Genomic DNA, 16983 nt, shown 5'->3' with positions numbered 1-16983 from the left:
ATATCGTCTGTAGTGGGCAGAAAAGTCAGGTTTACTAGTTTATTTACATAAGATGGACTCTTAGCCCGTATACATAACGAAACTTCAGGTGGAGTGTGTCCTTACCGGTGCGTTCAGCAGCCATCTTTTTAGCAGGTATGCTTCAAATCATTCAATCGAAAGAACGGGGGCTTATGGGAAATGGTGAAAAAAAGAACAAGCCTGGCAGTAGTCCTGGTCATGTTATTTGTGCAATTGGTCTCAGGGCTGGGCTTCACCCGGCAGGCTACAGCGGCGGCCATTGAACAGGACCGGGACATTATTACGAGCGTATCCATGGCGGTATATGGTCCGGATGGACAGACGGTGACAGGCAGTGTGTATGATGTGGATTCCACCGTGAGGCTGGACTATACTTGGTCGCTTCCTAACGGCCACGGCTATAGCCAGGGAGACACTTTTGCTTTCCAGCTTCCCGAGCAGTTCCAGCTCTTCAATGACATTCAGGGCGGACTGGAATCGGACGATGGGACGGTAGGCACATTCACGGTCAGCCAGGCTACCCATCAGGTGGTGATGACCTTCAATGATTACATCGAGAGTCATGCCAATGTGCAGGGGACCTTACGTATTAATACCCAATTTGACAAAAAAGTGATCAGCGGCAGCACCGTCCAGCAGATTCTGTTCCCGGTGAACGGTGGGGTCCAGACGATTACAGTATCATTCAAGCCTACTGTAGGCTCGACGATTACCAAGAAGGGAATCTCCAGCGGCTTCAACGCGGATCATATTGACTGGACCGTCGATGTGAACAAAAGACTGGAGCCGGTAAGCGGCGCTGCTGTGACCGACCCGATTCCTGCCGGGCTGGCACTGGACAGCACGGTTACACTTGCCGTTTACCAGCTGAATGTTCAGCTTGACGGCACAGTTACGCAAGGCCAACTGGTAGACAGCAGCAAATATACTGCCGGCGTCTCCGGCGGGACGCTGAAGCTTCAGTTCACGGCCCCTGTGATCACAGGGGCATACCGTATCACTTATACCACGCAGGTAGTAAGCGACAACTTGTCCAGCTTCACCAACACGGCAACCTTTACAGGGGACGGCCGTGACCCGGTAAGTGCTTCGGATACAGTAGTCATTGAACGAGGCGGCAGCCTTAACAAAAAAGTCGTCCGTTATGACTGGGGCACTCAGACTATTAACTGGGCTATCGAATACAACTACAATAACCGGACGATCTCCCCGGAGAACGCGGTGTTGACGGATGTGTTCAACAGCTCCCAGGTGCTCCTGGAGAACTCGGTGCGGATCTATCCGGTTACGCTGAATGCAGCCGGAGAAGCTGCCAAAGGGACGGCTCTGAATGCAGGCAGTGATTACACAGTCACGCCTGTCAACGGCGAATCCGGCAACGGATTCAGACTGGAGTTCAAGAATACGGTGAAATCGGCTTATCTGATCGAATATACGACCAAAGCCGCAGACCGTGTGTTCAAAGATACGAATATTACCAACACTGTCTCTGACAGCACCTATAGCAGCAACGCTTCTCAACTGATCCGGCCTATTATTATCTATAAGAATCTGTCCGGCGTGAATTACAACAAACACACCACCGATTGGAAAATCACATTCAACGGCGACAATTACCCAATGAACGAAGTGGTGGTTACAGACAGCTTCCCGCAGGGAGGACAGAAGTACATCTCGGGTTCACTGGTGGTCCGTACTCTTTCCGGCACAGTGATCCCTCCATCGGCGTATACCCTGATTGTGAATTCACCAGCTCAGCCGAATGAAGGCTTCAAGGTGAAGTTTAACGCACCGGTTACAGGGACTTATACCATTAGTTATCAGACGGAATTCAGCAATGACTGGCTTACCGGCAATACGAGTGATTTCATCAACGTGGCCCGGATTGACTGGAAGGACAGCCAGAACAAGGCACAGTGGACAGAAGCCAGCGGGAAGTTCATTCCTAATTCCGAGGTGAAGAACAACGGGATCAAATCCGGGGCGTATGATGCTTCTGCCAAGGAGCTGACCTGGACTATAGGCGTCAATTACAACAGCAAATCCATTGCCGATCCTGTAGTGACGGATGTACTGGGTGATGGACAGTCTCTGGTACCTGGCTCACTTAAGGTATACAAGATGAATATTGCTAAGGATGGAACGCATAGCCCAGGCGCTGAGGTGGACGGTAATGAGTTCAGCTATAGCGTGGGAAGCGGCAATGAGCTGAAGGTTGGTTTTGACAAAGCCATTAATTCGCCCTATTACATCGTATTCAAGACCAGCCTGGCCGGACAGCTAATCGGAACCAAGGTAGCCAATACAGCGAAGCTGCTGGATGGGACGAAGAAGGTCTCCAAGGATTTGAAGGCCACGGTAGATATCCCGCACGGGGATGAATATGTGATCAAAGACGGCGTGCAGAACGGGGATAAGCTGAACTGGACCATTGCGATCAACCGCACCCAGTCCCATGTAAAAGATGCCGTAATCACCGATGTGCCGAGCACGAATCAGATCCTGCTGCCGGACAGCTTCCAGCTGTACCGTACGGTTACGTCAGTGAACGGAGAGGTCACGAAGAGCGGCCCTCCGCTGGTGAAGGATACCGATTACAGCTTGACGATCAGCGCCGATGCACAGGGCAGACAGTCCTTCGTCTTAAGCTTCCCTGGTGACATCCATTCCGCTTATGTGCTGGAATATCAGTCGCTGATCGTTGCGAACACTGGCGATAAGCTGGTTAACTCCGTGAGCTTCAGCGGCAATAACGTTAAGCTTATCACCAAGGAGACGACCAAGGAGATTATCGTAGGAGTTTCCAGCGGTTCGGGAACAGGCAGCGGCGTCAGAGGGACGCTTAATGTCTTCAAGCTGGAAGCAGGCAATGTTGCAAAACCTCTGGCGGGAGCTACCTATGAGCTATACCGCGTGAACGGAAATGACAGGGTGCTGGTGAATACCCGCACCACTGATACAGCAGGCATCGCGGCATTCAACAATCTGTGGCTGGGCAGTTATGTCCTGATTGAAACAATAGCACCGCAGGGCTATGTGCTTGATTCCACCGAGCATCCGGTGACGATCGGCTCATCGGCCGTGCTGAATCTTACCTTGTATAATAAGTTGGCGGAGCAGCCAACGCCGACAGTAACACCAACGCCGACTGTGACTCCTGTGCCGACTGAGACACCTGTAGAGACCACAGTTCCGACCACAGTTCCATCGCCGGTGCCTACAGATTCTACGGGGCCAGAGGCTACACCTGTTCCGACATCGCCTGCCGGAGGTCCGGTATTTACTCCGGTACCAACACCAGCCGGTACGTTCGAACCGGGAGTCATTATCGATGAGTCACAGATTCCTGCAGGACCAGGCTTGCCGGGAACGGCGCAGCCATCTGCACCGGCACCAACTGTTACTCCGGTACCGGCAGCACCTGAAGTGGTAACGCCAATCGACGATAATATCCCGCTGGGCAATCCGGAAGTAGATGTTGAAGACGATCCGGTTCCGCAAGGGGCGGTCTCGGGTACGAATGACGGCAGCGGCAGACTGCCGCAGACCGGAGAGAGCAGCCCGCTGCCGATCTACCTGACGGGTGCAGGCCTGATTCTGGGTGGCTTCATCCTCAGCCGGGTATTCCGCAGAACACGCAAGCAGGATTAGGCAGAATTAGAGCAGCAGGATAGGGTTCCTAAAGCTTAACATGTAAAAAAGGAGCGATTCTCCGTTATTGGAGACTCGCTCCTTTGCGTTTTTTAGAAAATTAGGTACTTCGCATCCCGCTTAAACAGCGGAGCGTCCATCCAAGTGCATACGTTAATCCTACTCCACTTATACATTTTTCAACTTGCATCTTGCTATATGTGTTGCTATAAATGCTATAATAATTTCAAATTCAAAGTTTCGGAGGGATGGTTCGTCATGTGGAAGGAATTCAAAAGCTTCGCCATGAAAGGTAATGTACTTGATCTGGCGGTTGCCGTAATCATTGGAGCGGCATTCGGCAAAATTGTTACTTCGCTGGTGGCTGACATTATTATGCCGCTTATCGGTCTGATCAGCGGAGGTATTGATCTGAAGGAACTTAGCTTTGGTATAGGAGATGTTGCGGTAAAATACGGCATGTTCCTCCAGACCGTAGTCGACTTCTTCATTATTTCCTTCTCCATCTTCATGGTGGTGAAGCTGAGCAGCCGGTTCAGACGCAAGGAGACCGTTAAGGTTGAAGTCGTTGAGACACCTGCCCCGGCACCGGATATCCTCCTGCTGACGGAAATCCGCGATCTGCTGAGAGCGGACAAGCAGCGTGAGACGGGTGTATAAGGGAATTAAGTTACATAAATATAGTAAATTTCCGAAACACACTTGCATTTCATCCGGCGAAGTGATAATTTTGTTGTAGGCTTAACTTGGTATTGAACTGAATAGATCAATCCTTCAGGGCAGGGTGTGATTCCCTACCGGCGGTGATGCTGTTGGAGCTGGCTTAATAATTGCCGCTTCTGATGCTCAGTCCGCTACCCGCTTCGTATGATATTGCTACGGACGGTGGACCCGGTGTAATTCCGGGACCGACAGTATAGTCTGGATGGAAGAAGGAGAGATTCACGCGCCGCGCTTGCAACAGGCGGCCGAGCAGCAGTGTTTTCGGAACATATGTGCGAACTTTCACAATGCCGGAGGTCCGGCGTTTATTTACGCATATATTCTTTGCTGCGATCACCTCTCGTATATCCCGTCTTGAACTCCTCCTGGAGATTGAGACGGGTTTTTCTGTTTATAGTTTGGTACACATAAAGACTACAGCCTTGGGATAGGAGGCAAGACATGGATAAGATGAACGATGAGTTTTACATGTCCCTTGCGCTGGATATGGCGGAGCGGGCACAGGGCCAGACGGGAATTAATCCTGTGGTCGGCTGCGTAGTCGTGAAGGACGGCGCCATGATCGGGATTGGAACTCATCTGCAGCGCGGAACCGGACACGCCGAGGTGCATGCGCTCAATATGGCAGCCGGTAAAGCGCAAGGGAGTACAGCCTATGTTACGTTGGAGCCTTGCAGTCATTACGGCATTACGCCTCCTTGCAGCCAGCGTCTGATCGATGAAGGGGTGGCGAGAGTGGTTGTCGCCTGTGAGGATCCCAACCCTCAGGTGGCAGGCCGGGGAATTGCGATGCTGCGCGAGCAGGGGATTGATGTTGAAGTAGGTTTGCTGCGGGGCCGGGCGCTGCGGCTGAACGAGAAGTTCATCAAGTATATTTTAACGAAGCGGCCGTTCATAACCTTGAAGAGCGCCAGCACACTGGACGGCAAAATTGCCACACGGACCGGAGACAGCAAGTGGATCTCGAATGCAGAGGCACGGGAGATTGTACATACCCTGCGTCACCGCCATCAGGGGATTATGGTCGGGGTGAATACGGTGATTGCCGATAACCCTTCGCTGACAACTAGACTGAATGTACCCGGACGCAATCCGGTGCGGATTATCATTGACTCCTCGCTGCGCCTGCCGCTGGACAGCGCTGTGGTCAAGGACGGACTCGCGCCTACGGTGGTTGTGACGACAGAGGCAGCCGATCCTGACCGCAGAGCAGCGCTGCTGGCTGCAGGGTTAGAGGTGATTGCTGCGGGCAGCGGTCCGCGTGTGGATCTGCAGGCGGCTATGGCTGCGCTCGGTGCAATGGAGATTGGGTCCATTCTGCTGGAAGGCGGCGGAACGCTGAATGGGGCGATGCTTGAGCAGGGGCTGATTGACCGGGTGGTCCTCTTCTTCGCTCCGAAGATTGTCGGCGGCGGCGCGCAAGCAGCGGGTACCTTCGACTTCGGGGGTGTGGAGCTGATGCGTGATGCCATCCAGCTTGAAGGATTGGAAGTGGAAGTGCTCGGGGATAATGTGTGTATCAGCGGCACCCCGGTTCCTCTGCAGTAACCGAATATTCAGGAAGGAGGGATGGTATGTTTACCGGCTTAATTGAAGAGGTGGGAGTTCTGCGCAGCGTCACCAGCGGTGGGGAGATGATGGTGCTGAGTATCGGCGCTTCGCTCATCATGGGAGATCTGAAGATCGGAGACAGTGTGGCGGTCAATGGAGTCTGTCTCACGGCAACCTCACTTGGGGACCATCATTTCACCGTTGACGTCATGCCCGAGACTTACCGCAACAGTACGCTCAAGGAGCTGCGCACCGGGTCCAAAATGAATCTGGAACGCGCCATGGCTGCCGGCGGACGCTTCGGAGGGCATATTGTCCAGGGGCATGTGGATGGAACCGGTGAGATCCGCAGCGTCAGGCGCGATCAGAATGCAGTGGTGTTCGAGATTGCCCCGGACCGCAAATCCCTGTTCAAATTCATCATTCCCAAAGGCTCCATTACGATAGACGGCATCAGCCTTACGGTTGTGAGGACGGAAGCCGCAACCTTCACCGTGTCGATTATCCCGCACACGCTGGGAGAGACAGTGCTGGCCCACAAGCGGGCGGGAGACCGGGTGAATATTGAATGTGATGTGCTCGGTAAATATGTGGACCATCTGCTCCATTACGGTTCGCGTGCGGGCAATGAAGATGATGGAGGAAGCTCGAAGATCAGTCATGATTTTTTGGCGGCCAACGGGTTCGTATAATCTATAGATCAGGCATACGGCAAGCCGTCAGGCAAGCGTATAGCCATTAGGAGGACGGTAATATGAGCCAGCAAGCTGATAAGGACAGTGTTCTAGACCCGATTGAAGATGCGATCTACGACTTAATGCGCGGTAAGGTCGTTATCGTTGTAGATGATGAAGACCGTGAGAATGAAGGAGACTTCGTCGCTCTGGCGGAACGGGCTACCCCGGAAGTGATTAACTTCATGATTACCGAAGGACGCGGCCTGGTCTGCGTACCGATCACAGCAGAGCGTGCAGAGGAGCTGGACCTGCATCCGATGGTGTCCCAGAATACCGATAATCATGGTACGGCGTTCACGGTATCTATTGACCACGCGGATACGACGACCGGCATCTCGGCCGGTGAACGCTCCCAGACGATTAAGGCCATGCTGGACCCGAAGGCGAAGCCGGCCGACTTCCGCAGACCGGGGCATATGTTCCCGCTGATCGCCAAAAAAGGCGGAGTCCTGCGGCGTTCCGGACACACGGAGGCTGCGGTTGATCTGGCCCGCATGTGCGGGGCTTATCCGGCAGGTGTCATCTGTGAAGTGGTGAAGGTGGACGGTACGATGGCCCGCCTGCCTGACCTGATTGAGATCGCTAATAAGCATGACCTTAAGCTGATCAGCATCAAGGACCTCATTCACTACCGTAACGAGAAGGAGCATCTGGTTACCCGTGAGGTAGCAGTGAATCTGCCGACGGATTTCGGTGATTTCCAGACCATTGCCTATACGAATGAGGTGGACGACAAGGAGCACGTTGCCCTGGTTAAAGGCGATATCTCAGGGGATGAGCCGGTACTCGTACGTGTGCATTCCGAGTGCCTGACCGGCGATGTGTTCCATTCGCACCGCTGCGACTGCGGCCCGCAGTTCGAAGCGGCGCTGCGCCAGATTGAAGAAGCCGGCAGAGGGGTACTCCTCTATATGCGCCAGGAGGGCCGGGGCATTGGCCTGATCAACAAGCTGCGCGCCTACAAGCTGCAGGAAGAAGGGCTGGATACTGTGGATGCCAACCTGAAGCTGGGCTTCGCGGCGGATCTGCGGGATTATGGCATCGGGGCACAGATTCTTAAGGATCTCGGCATCCGCCAGATCCGGCTGCTGACCAACAATCCGCGCAAGATCAAGGGGCTGGAAGGCTACGGCCTTGAGGTGGTGGAGCGCGTAGCGATCCAGATGCCGGAGAATAAGGACAATACCAATTATCTGCATACGAAGCAGGCGAAGCTTGGGCATCTGCTGAATTTTGACAAGATCGAACAGAATGAGAATACCAAAATTTAATCATAGATTTCCTATCCTATACACGAAGGGTTGATGAGTAGCATGCCGAATTATTTTGAGGGACATTTAGTATCTGAGGGCTTGAAATATGGGGTTGTCGTAGGACGTTTCAATGAGTTCATTACCAGCAAGCTGCTCTCCGGGGCTCTCGATGCCTTCAAGCGTCATGGAGTCGCCGATGATGAAGTGGATGTAGCCTGGGTACCGGGCGTATTCGAAATTCCGCTGATCGCCCAAAAAATGGCCGAAAGCGGCAAATATGACGCCGTTATCACGCTGGGCACCGTCATTCGCGGATCTACAACACACTATGATTATGTGTGCAACGAGGTTGCCAAGGGCGTAGCGGCGATTAATCTTAAGACGGGTGTTCCGACTATTTTCGGTGTGGTTACGACGGAGAATATCGAACAGGCCATTGAGCGCTCGGGGACCAAAGCCGGCAATAAAGGCTGGGATGCAGCGACTGCCGCCATCGAAATGGCTAACCTGAATAAGCAGTTCAAATAATACACCTCTTGACGAAAGAGCGTAAATCGTGCTTATTTATAGGTATGAGAAGAAAGCATGATCATAGATCTTTCTACTTGTGTAGCGTCCTTGCGGCGCTGCACTTTACTTTTTTTGGGCGGGAGGAAACCGCGTGACTGTATTGTACAAGCTGGAGACGTTCGAAGGTCCGCTCGATCTGCTCTTGCATCTGATTGACAAGGCGGAAATCGACATCCAGGACATTCCGGTCAGCGAGATCACCGAGCAGTATATGGAATTCCTACAGGGAATGAAGGAGCTGGAGCTGGATATCACGAGTGAATTTCTGGTGATGGCTGCCACTCTCCTGTCGATTAAGAGCAAAATGCTGCTGCCGAAGCCGCCCGTCATTGAAATCGAGGATTTCGATTATTATGAGGATGACGGCTATGATCCGCGTGCGGAGCTGGTGCAGCGACTGATTGAATACCGTAAGTTCAAGAGCATCGCGGTGCAGCTGCTGGATATGGAGAGCGAGCGCAGCCTGATTTTTACGAAAGAGCCTGAGGATCTGGGCCCCTTCGTCCCTGCGCAGACGGACAATACACTGAAGGGTCTGCATACCGCCGATCTGATCGCTGCGTTCCGCAAGGCGCTAAGCAAGGCTGCCCGGCGCACCTCGTACCAGCGGATTACCCGGGATGAGATCTCGGTAAAAGATCGTATCCGTGATGTATCCGAAGCGCTCCAGCGCAAAGGGATCGGCGGCAGAATGCGCTTCTCTTCCCTGCTGCATGAGGAGATGGACCGGCATGAGATTGTGACCACCTTCCTGGCCATCCTGGAGCTGATGAAGATGAAGGCCATTTACTGCTACCAGGAGAAATTATTTGAGGATATTGTGATGGAGTGGAGAGGAGGAGAGGATGTCAGTGGACTACAACACGCTGAAATCAATTATTGAAGGCCTGCTATTTCTCTCAGGGGATGAAGGCCTGTCGGTCCGGCAGATTGCCGAGATTACCGAGCAGCGGCCTGATCTGGCTACAAGAGCGCTGGATGACTTAAGAGAGGATTACCACTCGCAGAGCCGTGGCCTTCAGGTGGTCCAGATTGCCGGGAATTACCGGCTGGCGACACTCCCGGAGCATGCGCAGTATTTCGAACGTCTGGCGTATTCGCCCTCCAGGTCGTCCCTGTCCCAGGCGGCGCTGGAGACACTTGCCATTGTGGCTTACCGTCAGCCGATCACGAGAGTGGAGATTGAGGAGATCCGGGGCGTAAAATCCGAACGGGCCATCCATACGCTGGGCAACAAGGATCTGATCCACGAGGTGGGCCGGGCGGAGGCTGTCGGGCGTCCGATTCTGTACGGCACGACCAAGTCCTTCCTGGACAGCTTCGGGCTGGCCAGCCTGAAGGAGCTGCCGGAGCCGTCGAACTTCGACACCTCCGAGGGCCTGGAAGAGGAGACCCAGCTGCTGTTCAGCAAGCTGGACAGCCAGATGACTTTTGATGAGCCGGAATAACCGCAGCGGACTGCCGCTGTGACAGAGATGCCGTTGACCCTTCGGGGGCAGCGGCATTTTTTCATGAAAAATGGAGAAGTTTGCGAAATCACCGAATGTTATCCAGCCGTAATTGCCATACTAATCCAGAGGCTCCATGTTTATTATTCTAAAGTCTGCTTGGAGGTTAACCGTGTGACGTTATGGCTGGCAATACCCTTAATCCTGCTGCTGCTCGTTGTTCTGCTGTTCCTGCTGGCTCTAGCGTCATCGATTCATTTTCACTTTCGTGTCCGCAGGCTGGGTAAGGATGACCGCATCGAATTCGATATCAGAGCTGTGTATGGCCTCGTTAAATTTCATTATGAGGTGCCTGCGCTGGTCTTCCAGGGCCTTGAACAGGGAATTAAGCTCAAGGTGGAGAAAAGCGGAATCGCACCTGTGAAGCTGGATAGCGAGAAGGAAGGGCAGGTCGATAAGGAATCTGTGACGCAATGGTTAAAGAATGTACGCACTGCGTTACATGCCACCCGCGGTCTGAAAAAATGGCTCAAGGACACTCTTTCACATATTCAGATCACCAAGCTGGACTGGTCCACAGACTTCTCTCTGGGGGAGGCTGCAACGACCGCCACGGCGGTGGGGGCCTTATGGGGACTGAAGTGGACGATGATCGGCGTGCTCTCCCGTATGGTCAGACTGGTGCATAAGCCGGGGATATTCGTGACACCTGTCTTCCGGGATCAGCCGTCTTTTGCAACGGAAGCCGTCTGCAGTGGCAAGCTGTCCGCCGGATATGCGCTCTATGCGGGGCTTCTCCTGCTGCGGCGTGTGTCGAGAGTGGAAGGCGGTCTGGGCCGGTGGAAGAAATTGCTCAGCCGTGATCGTTCCTAAATAATCTACATACTCCAATCTATAGTGGGCAAGATAAATACTGCAGGTACATTTATATACACACGAGGAGGAGACAAACAATGTCAGATCATCCGATTCAAGGTCTCATGCAGACCGCAATGGAGAATATTAAAGGCATGGTTGATGTAAATACAATTGTAGGAGATCCGGTTGAAACGCCTGATGGCACGGTCATTCTGCCGATTAGCAAGGTGACGTTCGGCTTCGCAGCCGGCGGTAGTGATTTCAGGGTGGAGGATGATGGTCCGGGCGTGAACAGCAGCGGGTCCGGTGTCAAAATGCTACCCTTCGGGGGCGGCAGCGGGGGCGGCGTGTCTATTCGTCCAATCGCTTTTCTGGTCGTTGGCAGGGAAGGGGTACATATTGTGCCGCTGGATAATCAGACCCATCTGTTCGAGAAAATTATTGATGCCACGCCTAACCTGCTCGACAAAATCCAGAATATGTTCCAGCCCGGCATGGTTCCCGAAGCTTCAGATATTCCCGGCTCCAAGGTAACCAAAACCGTTGTGGAGACCGGGTCCGGCTCGTCTGACCATTCGTCAACACATTAGGATTGAGCGAATTAAGCAAAGCATGAATTGTCAGGGATATCACCTAAGAGGGTGGTATCCCTTTTTTGCCGGATGATGGAGGATAGGACATACCTGCCCCATGCCCCGCATACACTTGTACAACCAGGCAAGACTGATGAACCGTTGCGTAAGGAACGGATAAGAAGCCGGAGGATGAACATGAAGACATTAACCCGAAAATCTATGCTGTCCTTACTGTTGTGTGTGCTGCTGCTTGCGCTGGTGCCGGTGTCTGCCGTTAGTGCAGAGAACCGTTCGATCTCTACCCATGCCAGGGCGGCGGCGCTGATTGATGTGACATCCGGAAGAATTCTGTACAGCAGCCGCGGGGATGAACCGATGCTGATTGCCAGTCTGACCAAAATTATGACCGCCCTTGTGGCGATAGAGAACAGTGATATTACGTCGAAGGTCAAGGTTGGTAAAAATGCTTTTGCCAAGGAGGGCTCCTCCCTGTACCTGAAGCTGGGCGAGGAAATGACGCTGAAGGATATGCTGTACGGGCTGATGCTGCGCTCCGGCAATGATGCGGCAACTGCAATCGCCGAGCATGTCGGCGGTTCGGAGCAGGGGTTCGTCTACCTGATGAACGCCAAGGCGCAGGAGCTGAATTTGAAAAATACGCATTTTGCCAATCCGCATGGATTAGATGCAGAAGGCCACTTTTCCAGTGCGAATGATCTGGCCGTATTGACCGCATATGCGATGCATAACCCGGTATTCAAGGAGATCGTAGCCACCAAAGAGAAGACGGCGGACAATCCCTATGAGAAATGGGACTATAAATGGAGCAACAAGAATAAGATGCTGCGCCTCTACGAAGGAGCGGACGGGGTGAAGACGGGGTATACCAAAAAAGCGCTGCGCTGCCTGGTCAGCTCCGCTACAAGGGACGGGCAGCAGCTCGTGGCGGTTACGCTGAACGACGGCAATGACTGGAACGACCATGCCTCGCTGCTGGACTTCGGCTTCAACCATTATCCGCTGAAGACGCTGGTCGAGCGGGGCGAGGCCGTCAAAGGCTACAGTCTGGTGACCGGCAAGGCCTTCGCGTATCCGCTTGGTCAGGGGGAGGAAGCCAGGCTCGTCAACAAGCTGGTGCTTAATGCGGATGCGCAGGCTGCTGCGGGTGGCGGCACTGTGAGTACGGGGAGTGCAGGTGCGGACTCCGGTGTAAGTGCAGGTGCGGGCAGGGCAGGTATGAATGCCAGCGGGAGTGAGGGCGATGTTAACTTCGGTTTCAGGGGTGTGATTATTCTGCAGCTGGGAGATCAGGAGATCGGGCGGGTTCCGGTGTATACGCCTGGCCAGCTCCCGCCGGAGACCTCACCATATGTGGAAAAATACAACGCTGCGAGCGCCTCCGCCTATCCGGCGGGGACTTGGCTGCAGGCCTTCGGCAGTGCGCTGCGGGCGCTGTTCCACACGGGGGAATAGTGAAGCTGTTCAGTTATTCAGAGTATAAAGAATGAACCGGGGGAGGGGATACCGATGTTAAATGGAATCTGGCTGGGGATGATTCTGATCGGGTTTGGCTTTGCGGCAGTGAACGGACGAATGAACGAGTTCACCGCCGCCGTATTCGATGGAGCGAAGAGCGGGGTGACCGTCAGCTTCGGGCTGATCAGTGTGCTGGTGTTCTGGCTGGGCATTATGCGGATTGCGGAGGATGCCGACCTGCTGAAGAAAATCTCCAAAGTGCTGGGTCCCGTAGTCTCCTTTCTGTTCCCGGATGTGCCCAAAGGGCATCCCGCGATCGGCTACATTCTCTCCAATATGAGCGCCAACCTGCTGGGGCTGGGGAATGCAGCCACTCCGATGGGCATTAAGGCGATGCAGGAGCTGCAGACGCTGAACCCGGATAAGGAGACCGCAACGCCGGCCATGTGTACCCTGCTTGCGCTGAACACTGCCAGCATCACTCTAATTCCGGCGACTCTGATTGCGATCCGGCTGAATTACGGATCGGCGGACCCGGCGGCCATCGTCGGGACCACCCTGGCGGCGACGGCCGTGGCTACCCTGGCGGCGATTGCTGCGGACAGGCTGTTCCGCCGCCTGACCCTGCTCCGCAGGCCGCCCGGACCGCCGCCGGTCCTGAAGGCCGGGAGCGGCCCGGCAAACGGGAGCGGGGCGCTCCCACATTCTTCGGTGAAAGGGTGACCGTCCGTGTTACAACTGATCAGTCTGATCTCTGCCTGGGCGATTCCGGTAATGGTTACCTTTATTCCACTGTATGCCTTCACGCGTAAGGTTCCGGTCTATGAATCTTTTGTGGAGGGGGCGAAGGATGGCTTCGGTACCGCGATCGCGATTATCCCCCATCTGGTCGGCATGCTGGTGGCGATCAGTGTGTTCCGTGCGTCCGGTGCGCTGGACTTCCTGATGGGCTTTGTAAGCCCTCTGATGGAGGGACTGGGTATTCCGTCAGAGGTGCTTCCACTCGGTCTCCTGCGCCCGCTGACGGGCACTGGATCACTCGCCTATACTACAGACCTGATCCGCGTCCACGGCCCGGACTCTCTCATCGGTATGATTGCTTCTACTATACAGGGCAGCACAGACACCACCCTGTATGTGCTGACTGTCTATTTCGGCGCCGTAGGCATCCGCAACGGCCGCTATGCCTTGAAAGTGGGCCTGTTCTCGGACGTCGTCGGCTTTATTGCTGCCATTGCCGTTTGTCTGCTGGTATTCGGGTAGGGAGGCAGGAGGAGATCTGTCATGCCCCGTTAGTAATTACGGTTTGGCGGGGATACTCTATCTATGACGATCAGGCCATCGAACTGTTCCTTCGGTACGAATTTCATCGCCATCGGAACAATAACCTCTCTGGTCAGCCCGTCCTCAGCAGCATACAGTGGCTGAAACATCCAGCTGTTGTCTGCATCTGCCTGGGTATGTCCGGTGAGGTCTACGAAGGTCCGGGCATATCCGCTTCGCATGATTCTCGCTTCCAGAGTGCCCTTTGGCATCGGACCTATAGGGAATTCCTTCAAGGTTGAAATAACTGCCGCTTTGCCCCGGTACATATATAAGCCTACCACATACATTTTATCCTTCAGCTTCTGATGCAGCAGTTCGCCCATACTGGTGAAACTGTTCTGCCACTTTCCTTGCTCGAGGACGCGAATGTTCGAGGTTTTTTTAGCCAAATGGTCATTGTGGGCCCACAGGATGATTTTTTTGCCGGGGTATCTGGCTTTCATCAGCCATTCCACATGCTCAGCCATGACTTTGTCCCGGGCTTCGTAAATTTCCCGCACATTCTTTAGCTGGGCTTGTATGAACAACGCCACCCGGTCCTCCAGCCCTTTTAGGACAGTATCTACCATGTGGGGAGCTTTAGGGTAAGCTGCGTCCAACTGAATCCGGTTTTCTTGGATGAACCTGATGTATTCCTTATATTTAGGGACATACTTCTGGATGAGCTGGCCTGTCTTCTTCTGGTAAACAGCATTGCTCTTGGTCTCCAGGCTGTATTGACTCATCAGTTCATTAAATTTCCCGATGGCCTCGTTGTCAAAATCCATAAATTCCTGGCCATAAGCAGCATTAACCTTGGAAATGCTGCTGCGGGCGGCCAGCGTCAGCATGGGGGATGTATATTGCATATCATATCCGGCCAGTTGCAAGGGCTTGTCCGTCTGGCGGGATTGCTTGATGTAGTTGAACAACTCCAGGGTTTCTGCGGATCTCCAGATATCGAATATGGAATTATCCATCATCTCTGCTGGAGTCAATTCATCAGCCACATCGTTGACGACGGAAGCCTCAGCCAGACCCGACTCAAAAGCGATGACCTCAAACCCCAGCTCCTCATGCAGATATTTTACCAATCTCGTCTTCATGCTCGCGTATTCGCCTACCCGATGGAAATTTTCACCAAGGCTGACGACGGTTTTGTCCTTCAGCAGCGGCTTCAAAAAAGAAAGATCGCTGTAGTCTTCACTTGTCAATGATTGAATCTCATGCGCATAGGGCAGCCGATTCGGAGCCAGCTGTGCGGCTGAGACGGGAACCGAACCTCCGAGCAGCGTCGAGACTGCTGATATTGCGATGACTCGTTTTTTCCATGTTCCTTTAAGCAACATTTCTTTTCCTCCGTTACAAAAATATAGTATGATTCGCTGTCGTCTTAAGTCTAAGAATCTCTCATCACTCTGACTATCGATTTAGATTACAGCTTCCTTACATCCCTGTTATATTAGGTTTACGTCTTCCTCTGCTGCTATGTAATGAACGATTCCGATAGGGCACAAAAACAGCGTCCGCAGGTCACAACGTTCCCCCTCCCTACATATGCTATTTCAGCAATACGGAGGGAGGACGACAAAGGGTGGACTACAAAGGCTTTATTCTGCATCATTCCCGCTGTCCGTCTATTAACGGCAAAGGCTTCGACTTCTGGGTCGGGCTGAACGGCTCGGTCTATGCGGCGCCGCTGCTGACAGACCCGGAGCATATTCATATTTGCCTCGAAGGCAACTACGGGGAGGCGGAGCAGCTGCCCCAGCTTCCGGAGCGCCAGCAGCAGCTGTTTGCGGCGGGGAAGCTTATACTGGAGCTGTCCGGGCGCTATCAAATGTCGCCGCTTACGGTGGAGCCGCATAGTGAAACTTGCCCCGGCGCATTTTTTCCGTGGAATGATCTTGTGATTTATGCCTCTGATGGTTATCATTAACCTGAGGTGAGTAGTCGAAAATGGAAAGATTACAGAAAATATTGGCGCAAGCAGGTGTTGCGTCCAGACGCAAATGTGAAGAAATGATTTTGGCCGGTAAAGTGGAAGTCAACGGGGAACTCGTAACTACGCTTGGCACGAAGGCGGACCCCGCAACCGATATTATTAAAGTCTCGGGCAGACTGATCCGGGGCGAGAATAAAATCTATATTATGTTCAACAAGCCCAAAGGTGTAATTACAAGCGCCTCGGATGACAAGGGCCGCAAGGTAGTAACGGATTACCTGAAAGGAATCACAGAGCGCGTATACCCTGTAGGCCGCTTGGACTACGATACGGAAGGGCTGCTGCTGCTGACGAATGACGGTGAGTTTGCCAACCTGCTCACGCATCCAAAGCATCATGTGCCGAAGACATATCTGGCCACGGTCAAGGGTGTGCCGCACGGCACAGCGCTGGACAAGCTGAAGGCCGGCATTAAGCTGGAAGACGGCATGACCGCTCCGGCAGAAGTCGAATATAAGGATATCGATGAAGCCAATAAGGAAGCGGTAATCAGCATCACGATCCATGAAGGCCGTAACCGTCAGGTCCGGCGGATGTTCGAGGCGGTGTCGCATCCGGTTATCCGTCTGAAGCGGATTTCCTTCGGGGATATCCTGCTCCAGAATCTCAAGCGCGGCTCTTACCGCCATTTGACTAAGGATGAGATCAATCATCTGCAGCAAATTGCCAAAGCGGGAATGCTTCGGGATAATCAGACACGCAAAGACACATAAAGTTCACAATTTCCCCTCCTAAAACTGTGACAATATTCGTTATAATGTTCATAGGATGTTCACACCTTACAACTAAAGTAATGAGTTGCGTCACAGA

The 16983-nt window shown here is 53.4% G+C and carries 16 protein-coding genes and 1 riboswitch; of the genes, 15 read left to right on the top strand and 1 reads right to left on the bottom strand.

All coding sequences use genetic code 11. The annotated features are described in order from the left end of the window. The first annotated feature begins 180 nt into the window (after positions 1-180). From MKY86_RS19455 to MKY86_RS19395, 13 genes are all read left to right on the top strand, one after another. The gene (locus tag MKY86_RS19455) at positions 181-3672 is read left to right on the top strand and encodes a collagen binding domain-containing protein (protein ID WP_076079142.1); all 3492 of its coding nucleotides are present in this window, start codon (positions 181-183) and stop codon (positions 3670-3672) included. 258 nt (positions 3673-3930) lie between these two features. Beyond that, the gene (gene mscL / locus MKY86_RS19450) at positions 3931-4332 is read left to right on the top strand and encodes a large conductance mechanosensitive channel protein MscL (protein WP_076079143.1); all 402 of its coding nucleotides are present in this window, start codon (positions 3931-3933) and stop codon (positions 4330-4332) included. Positions 4333-4438: 106 nt separating this feature from the next. After that, positions 4439-4613, top strand: a riboswitch (FMN riboswitch). 223 nt (positions 4614-4836) lie between these two features. Then, positions 4837-5943, top strand: a complete 1107-nt coding sequence (gene ribD, locus MKY86_RS19445; protein ID WP_076079144.1) for a bifunctional diaminohydroxyphosphoribosylaminopyrimidine deaminase/5-amino-6-(5-phosphoribosylamino)uracil reductase RibD — start codon at positions 4837-4839, stop codon at positions 5941-5943. Between the two features lie 26 nt (positions 5944-5969). Further along, positions 5970-6638, top strand: a complete 669-nt coding sequence (ribE, locus tag MKY86_RS19440; RefSeq protein ID WP_076079145.1) for a riboflavin synthase — start codon at positions 5970-5972, stop codon at positions 6636-6638. A gap of 62 nt (positions 6639-6700) precedes the next feature. After that, on the top strand, positions 6701-7954 hold the full coding sequence (locus MKY86_RS19435) for a bifunctional 3,4-dihydroxy-2-butanone-4-phosphate synthase/GTP cyclohydrolase II (RefSeq protein WP_076079146.1): 1254 nt from the start codon (positions 6701-6703) through the stop codon (positions 7952-7954). Positions 7955-7996: 42 nt separating this feature from the next. Further along, entirely contained in the window at positions 7997-8464 is a 468-nt protein-coding gene (ribH, locus tag MKY86_RS19430; protein WP_076079147.1) for a 6,7-dimethyl-8-ribityllumazine synthase, read from the top strand. A gap of 133 nt (positions 8465-8597) precedes the next feature. Then, positions 8598-9389: a segregation and condensation protein A gene (locus MKY86_RS19425; protein WP_076079148.1), complete on the top strand. Its 792-nt coding sequence runs from the start codon at positions 8598-8600 to the stop codon at positions 9387-9389. Beyond that, a complete protein-coding gene (gene scpB, locus MKY86_RS19420) occupies positions 9358-9954 on the top strand; it encodes an SMC-Scp complex subunit ScpB (RefSeq protein ID WP_076079250.1) in 597 nt (198 codons plus the stop codon). Before MKY86_RS19425 ends, scpB begins: the two co-directional genes overlap by 32 nt. Before the next feature lie 174 nt (positions 9955-10128). Next, positions 10129-10827 carry a DUF2953 domain-containing protein gene (locus MKY86_RS19415; RefSeq protein ID WP_340827345.1) on the top strand — a complete coding sequence of 233 codons (699 nt, stop codon included), beginning with the start codon at positions 10129-10131 and terminating at the stop codon, positions 10825-10827. A gap of 80 nt (positions 10828-10907) precedes the next feature. Further along, positions 10908-11402: a GerW family sporulation protein gene (gene ytfJ / locus MKY86_RS19410; protein WP_076079149.1), complete on the top strand. Its 495-nt coding sequence runs from the start codon at positions 10908-10910 to the stop codon at positions 11400-11402. A gap of 174 nt (positions 11403-11576) precedes the next feature. After that, positions 11577-12860 carry a serine hydrolase gene (locus tag MKY86_RS19405; protein ID WP_083685045.1) on the top strand — a complete coding sequence of 428 codons (1284 nt, stop codon included), beginning with the start codon at positions 11577-11579 and terminating at the stop codon, positions 12858-12860. 54 nt (positions 12861-12914) lie between these two features. After that, positions 12915-13586 carry a nucleoside recognition domain-containing protein gene (locus MKY86_RS19400; protein WP_076079151.1) on the top strand — a complete coding sequence of 224 codons (672 nt, stop codon included), beginning with the start codon at positions 12915-12917 and terminating at the stop codon, positions 13584-13586. 6 nt (positions 13587-13592) lie between these two features. Further along, complete coding sequence (locus tag MKY86_RS19395; protein WP_036727371.1) at positions 13593-14126, top strand: spore maturation protein; 534 nt, start codon at positions 13593-13595, stop codon at positions 14124-14126. Between the two features lie 29 nt (positions 14127-14155). Here the strand turns inward: MKY86_RS19395 and MKY86_RS19390 are convergent, their stop codons facing one another. Continuing rightward, positions 14156-15517 (bottom strand): erythromycin esterase family protein, encoded by a 1362-nt coding sequence (locus MKY86_RS19390; RefSeq protein ID WP_076079152.1) that lies wholly within the window; start codon positions 15515-15517, stop codon positions 14156-14158. A gap of 245 nt (positions 15518-15762) precedes the next feature. On the opposite strand from MKY86_RS19390, the gene MKY86_RS19385 reads away from it, so the two are divergent. Together MKY86_RS19385 and MKY86_RS19380 are read left to right on the top strand one after the other, a co-directional pair. Beyond that, positions 15763-16107, top strand: coding sequence for an N-acetylmuramoyl-L-alanine amidase (locus MKY86_RS19385; RefSeq protein ID WP_076079153.1), 345 nt, complete (start codon positions 15763-15765; stop codon positions 16105-16107). 20 nt (positions 16108-16127) lie between these two features. Beyond that, on the top strand, positions 16128-16886 hold the full coding sequence (locus MKY86_RS19380) for a pseudouridine synthase (RefSeq protein WP_036727368.1): 759 nt from the start codon (positions 16128-16130) through the stop codon (positions 16884-16886). Positions 16887-16983: the final 97 nt, after the last annotated feature.

This window comes from Paenibacillus sp. FSL R7-0333, assembly GCF_038000365.1.
Taxonomy (GTDB): domain Bacteria; phylum Bacillota; class Bacilli; order Paenibacillales; family Paenibacillaceae; genus Paenibacillus_AQ; species Paenibacillus_AQ silagei.
This window is presented reverse-complemented; position numbering and strand designations above follow the sequence as displayed.

Bases quoted from the DNA above. Each gene is read 5' to 3' on its own strand.
- MKY86_RS19455 (WP_076079142.1), top strand. From the start codon at position 181: ATGGTGAAAAAAAGAACAAGCCTGGCAGTAGTCCTGGTCATGTTATTT.
- mscL (WP_076079143.1), top strand. From the start codon at position 3,931: ATGTGGAAGGAATTCAAAAGCTTCGCCATGAAAGGTAATGTACTTGAT.
- ribD (WP_076079144.1), top strand. From the start codon at position 4,837: ATGGATAAGATGAACGATGAGTTTTACATGTCCCTTGCGCTGGATATG.
- ribE (WP_076079145.1), top strand. From the start codon at position 5,970: ATGTTTACCGGCTTAATTGAAGAGGTGGGAGTTCTGCGCAGCGTCACC.
- MKY86_RS19435 (WP_076079146.1), top strand. From the start codon at position 6,701: ATGAGCCAGCAAGCTGATAAGGACAGTGTTCTAGACCCGATTGAAGAT.
- ribH (WP_076079147.1), top strand. From the start codon at position 7,997: ATGCCGAATTATTTTGAGGGACATTTAGTATCTGAGGGCTTGAAATAT.
- ytfJ (WP_076079149.1), top strand. From the start codon at position 10,908: ATGTCAGATCATCCGATTCAAGGTCTCATGCAGACCGCAATGGAGAAT.
- MKY86_RS19405 (WP_083685045.1), top strand. From the start codon at position 11,577: ATGAACATGAAGACATTAACCCGAAAATCTATGCTGTCCTTACTGTTG.
- MKY86_RS19400 (WP_076079151.1), top strand. From the start codon at position 12,915: ATGTTAAATGGAATCTGGCTGGGGATGATTCTGATCGGGTTTGGCTTT.
- MKY86_RS19390 (WP_076079152.1), bottom strand. From the start codon at position 15,517: ATGTTGCTTAAAGGAACATGGAAAAAACGAGTCATCGCAATATCAGCA.
- MKY86_RS19380 (WP_036727368.1), top strand. From the start codon at position 16,128: ATGGAAAGATTACAGAAAATATTGGCGCAAGCAGGTGTTGCGTCCAGA.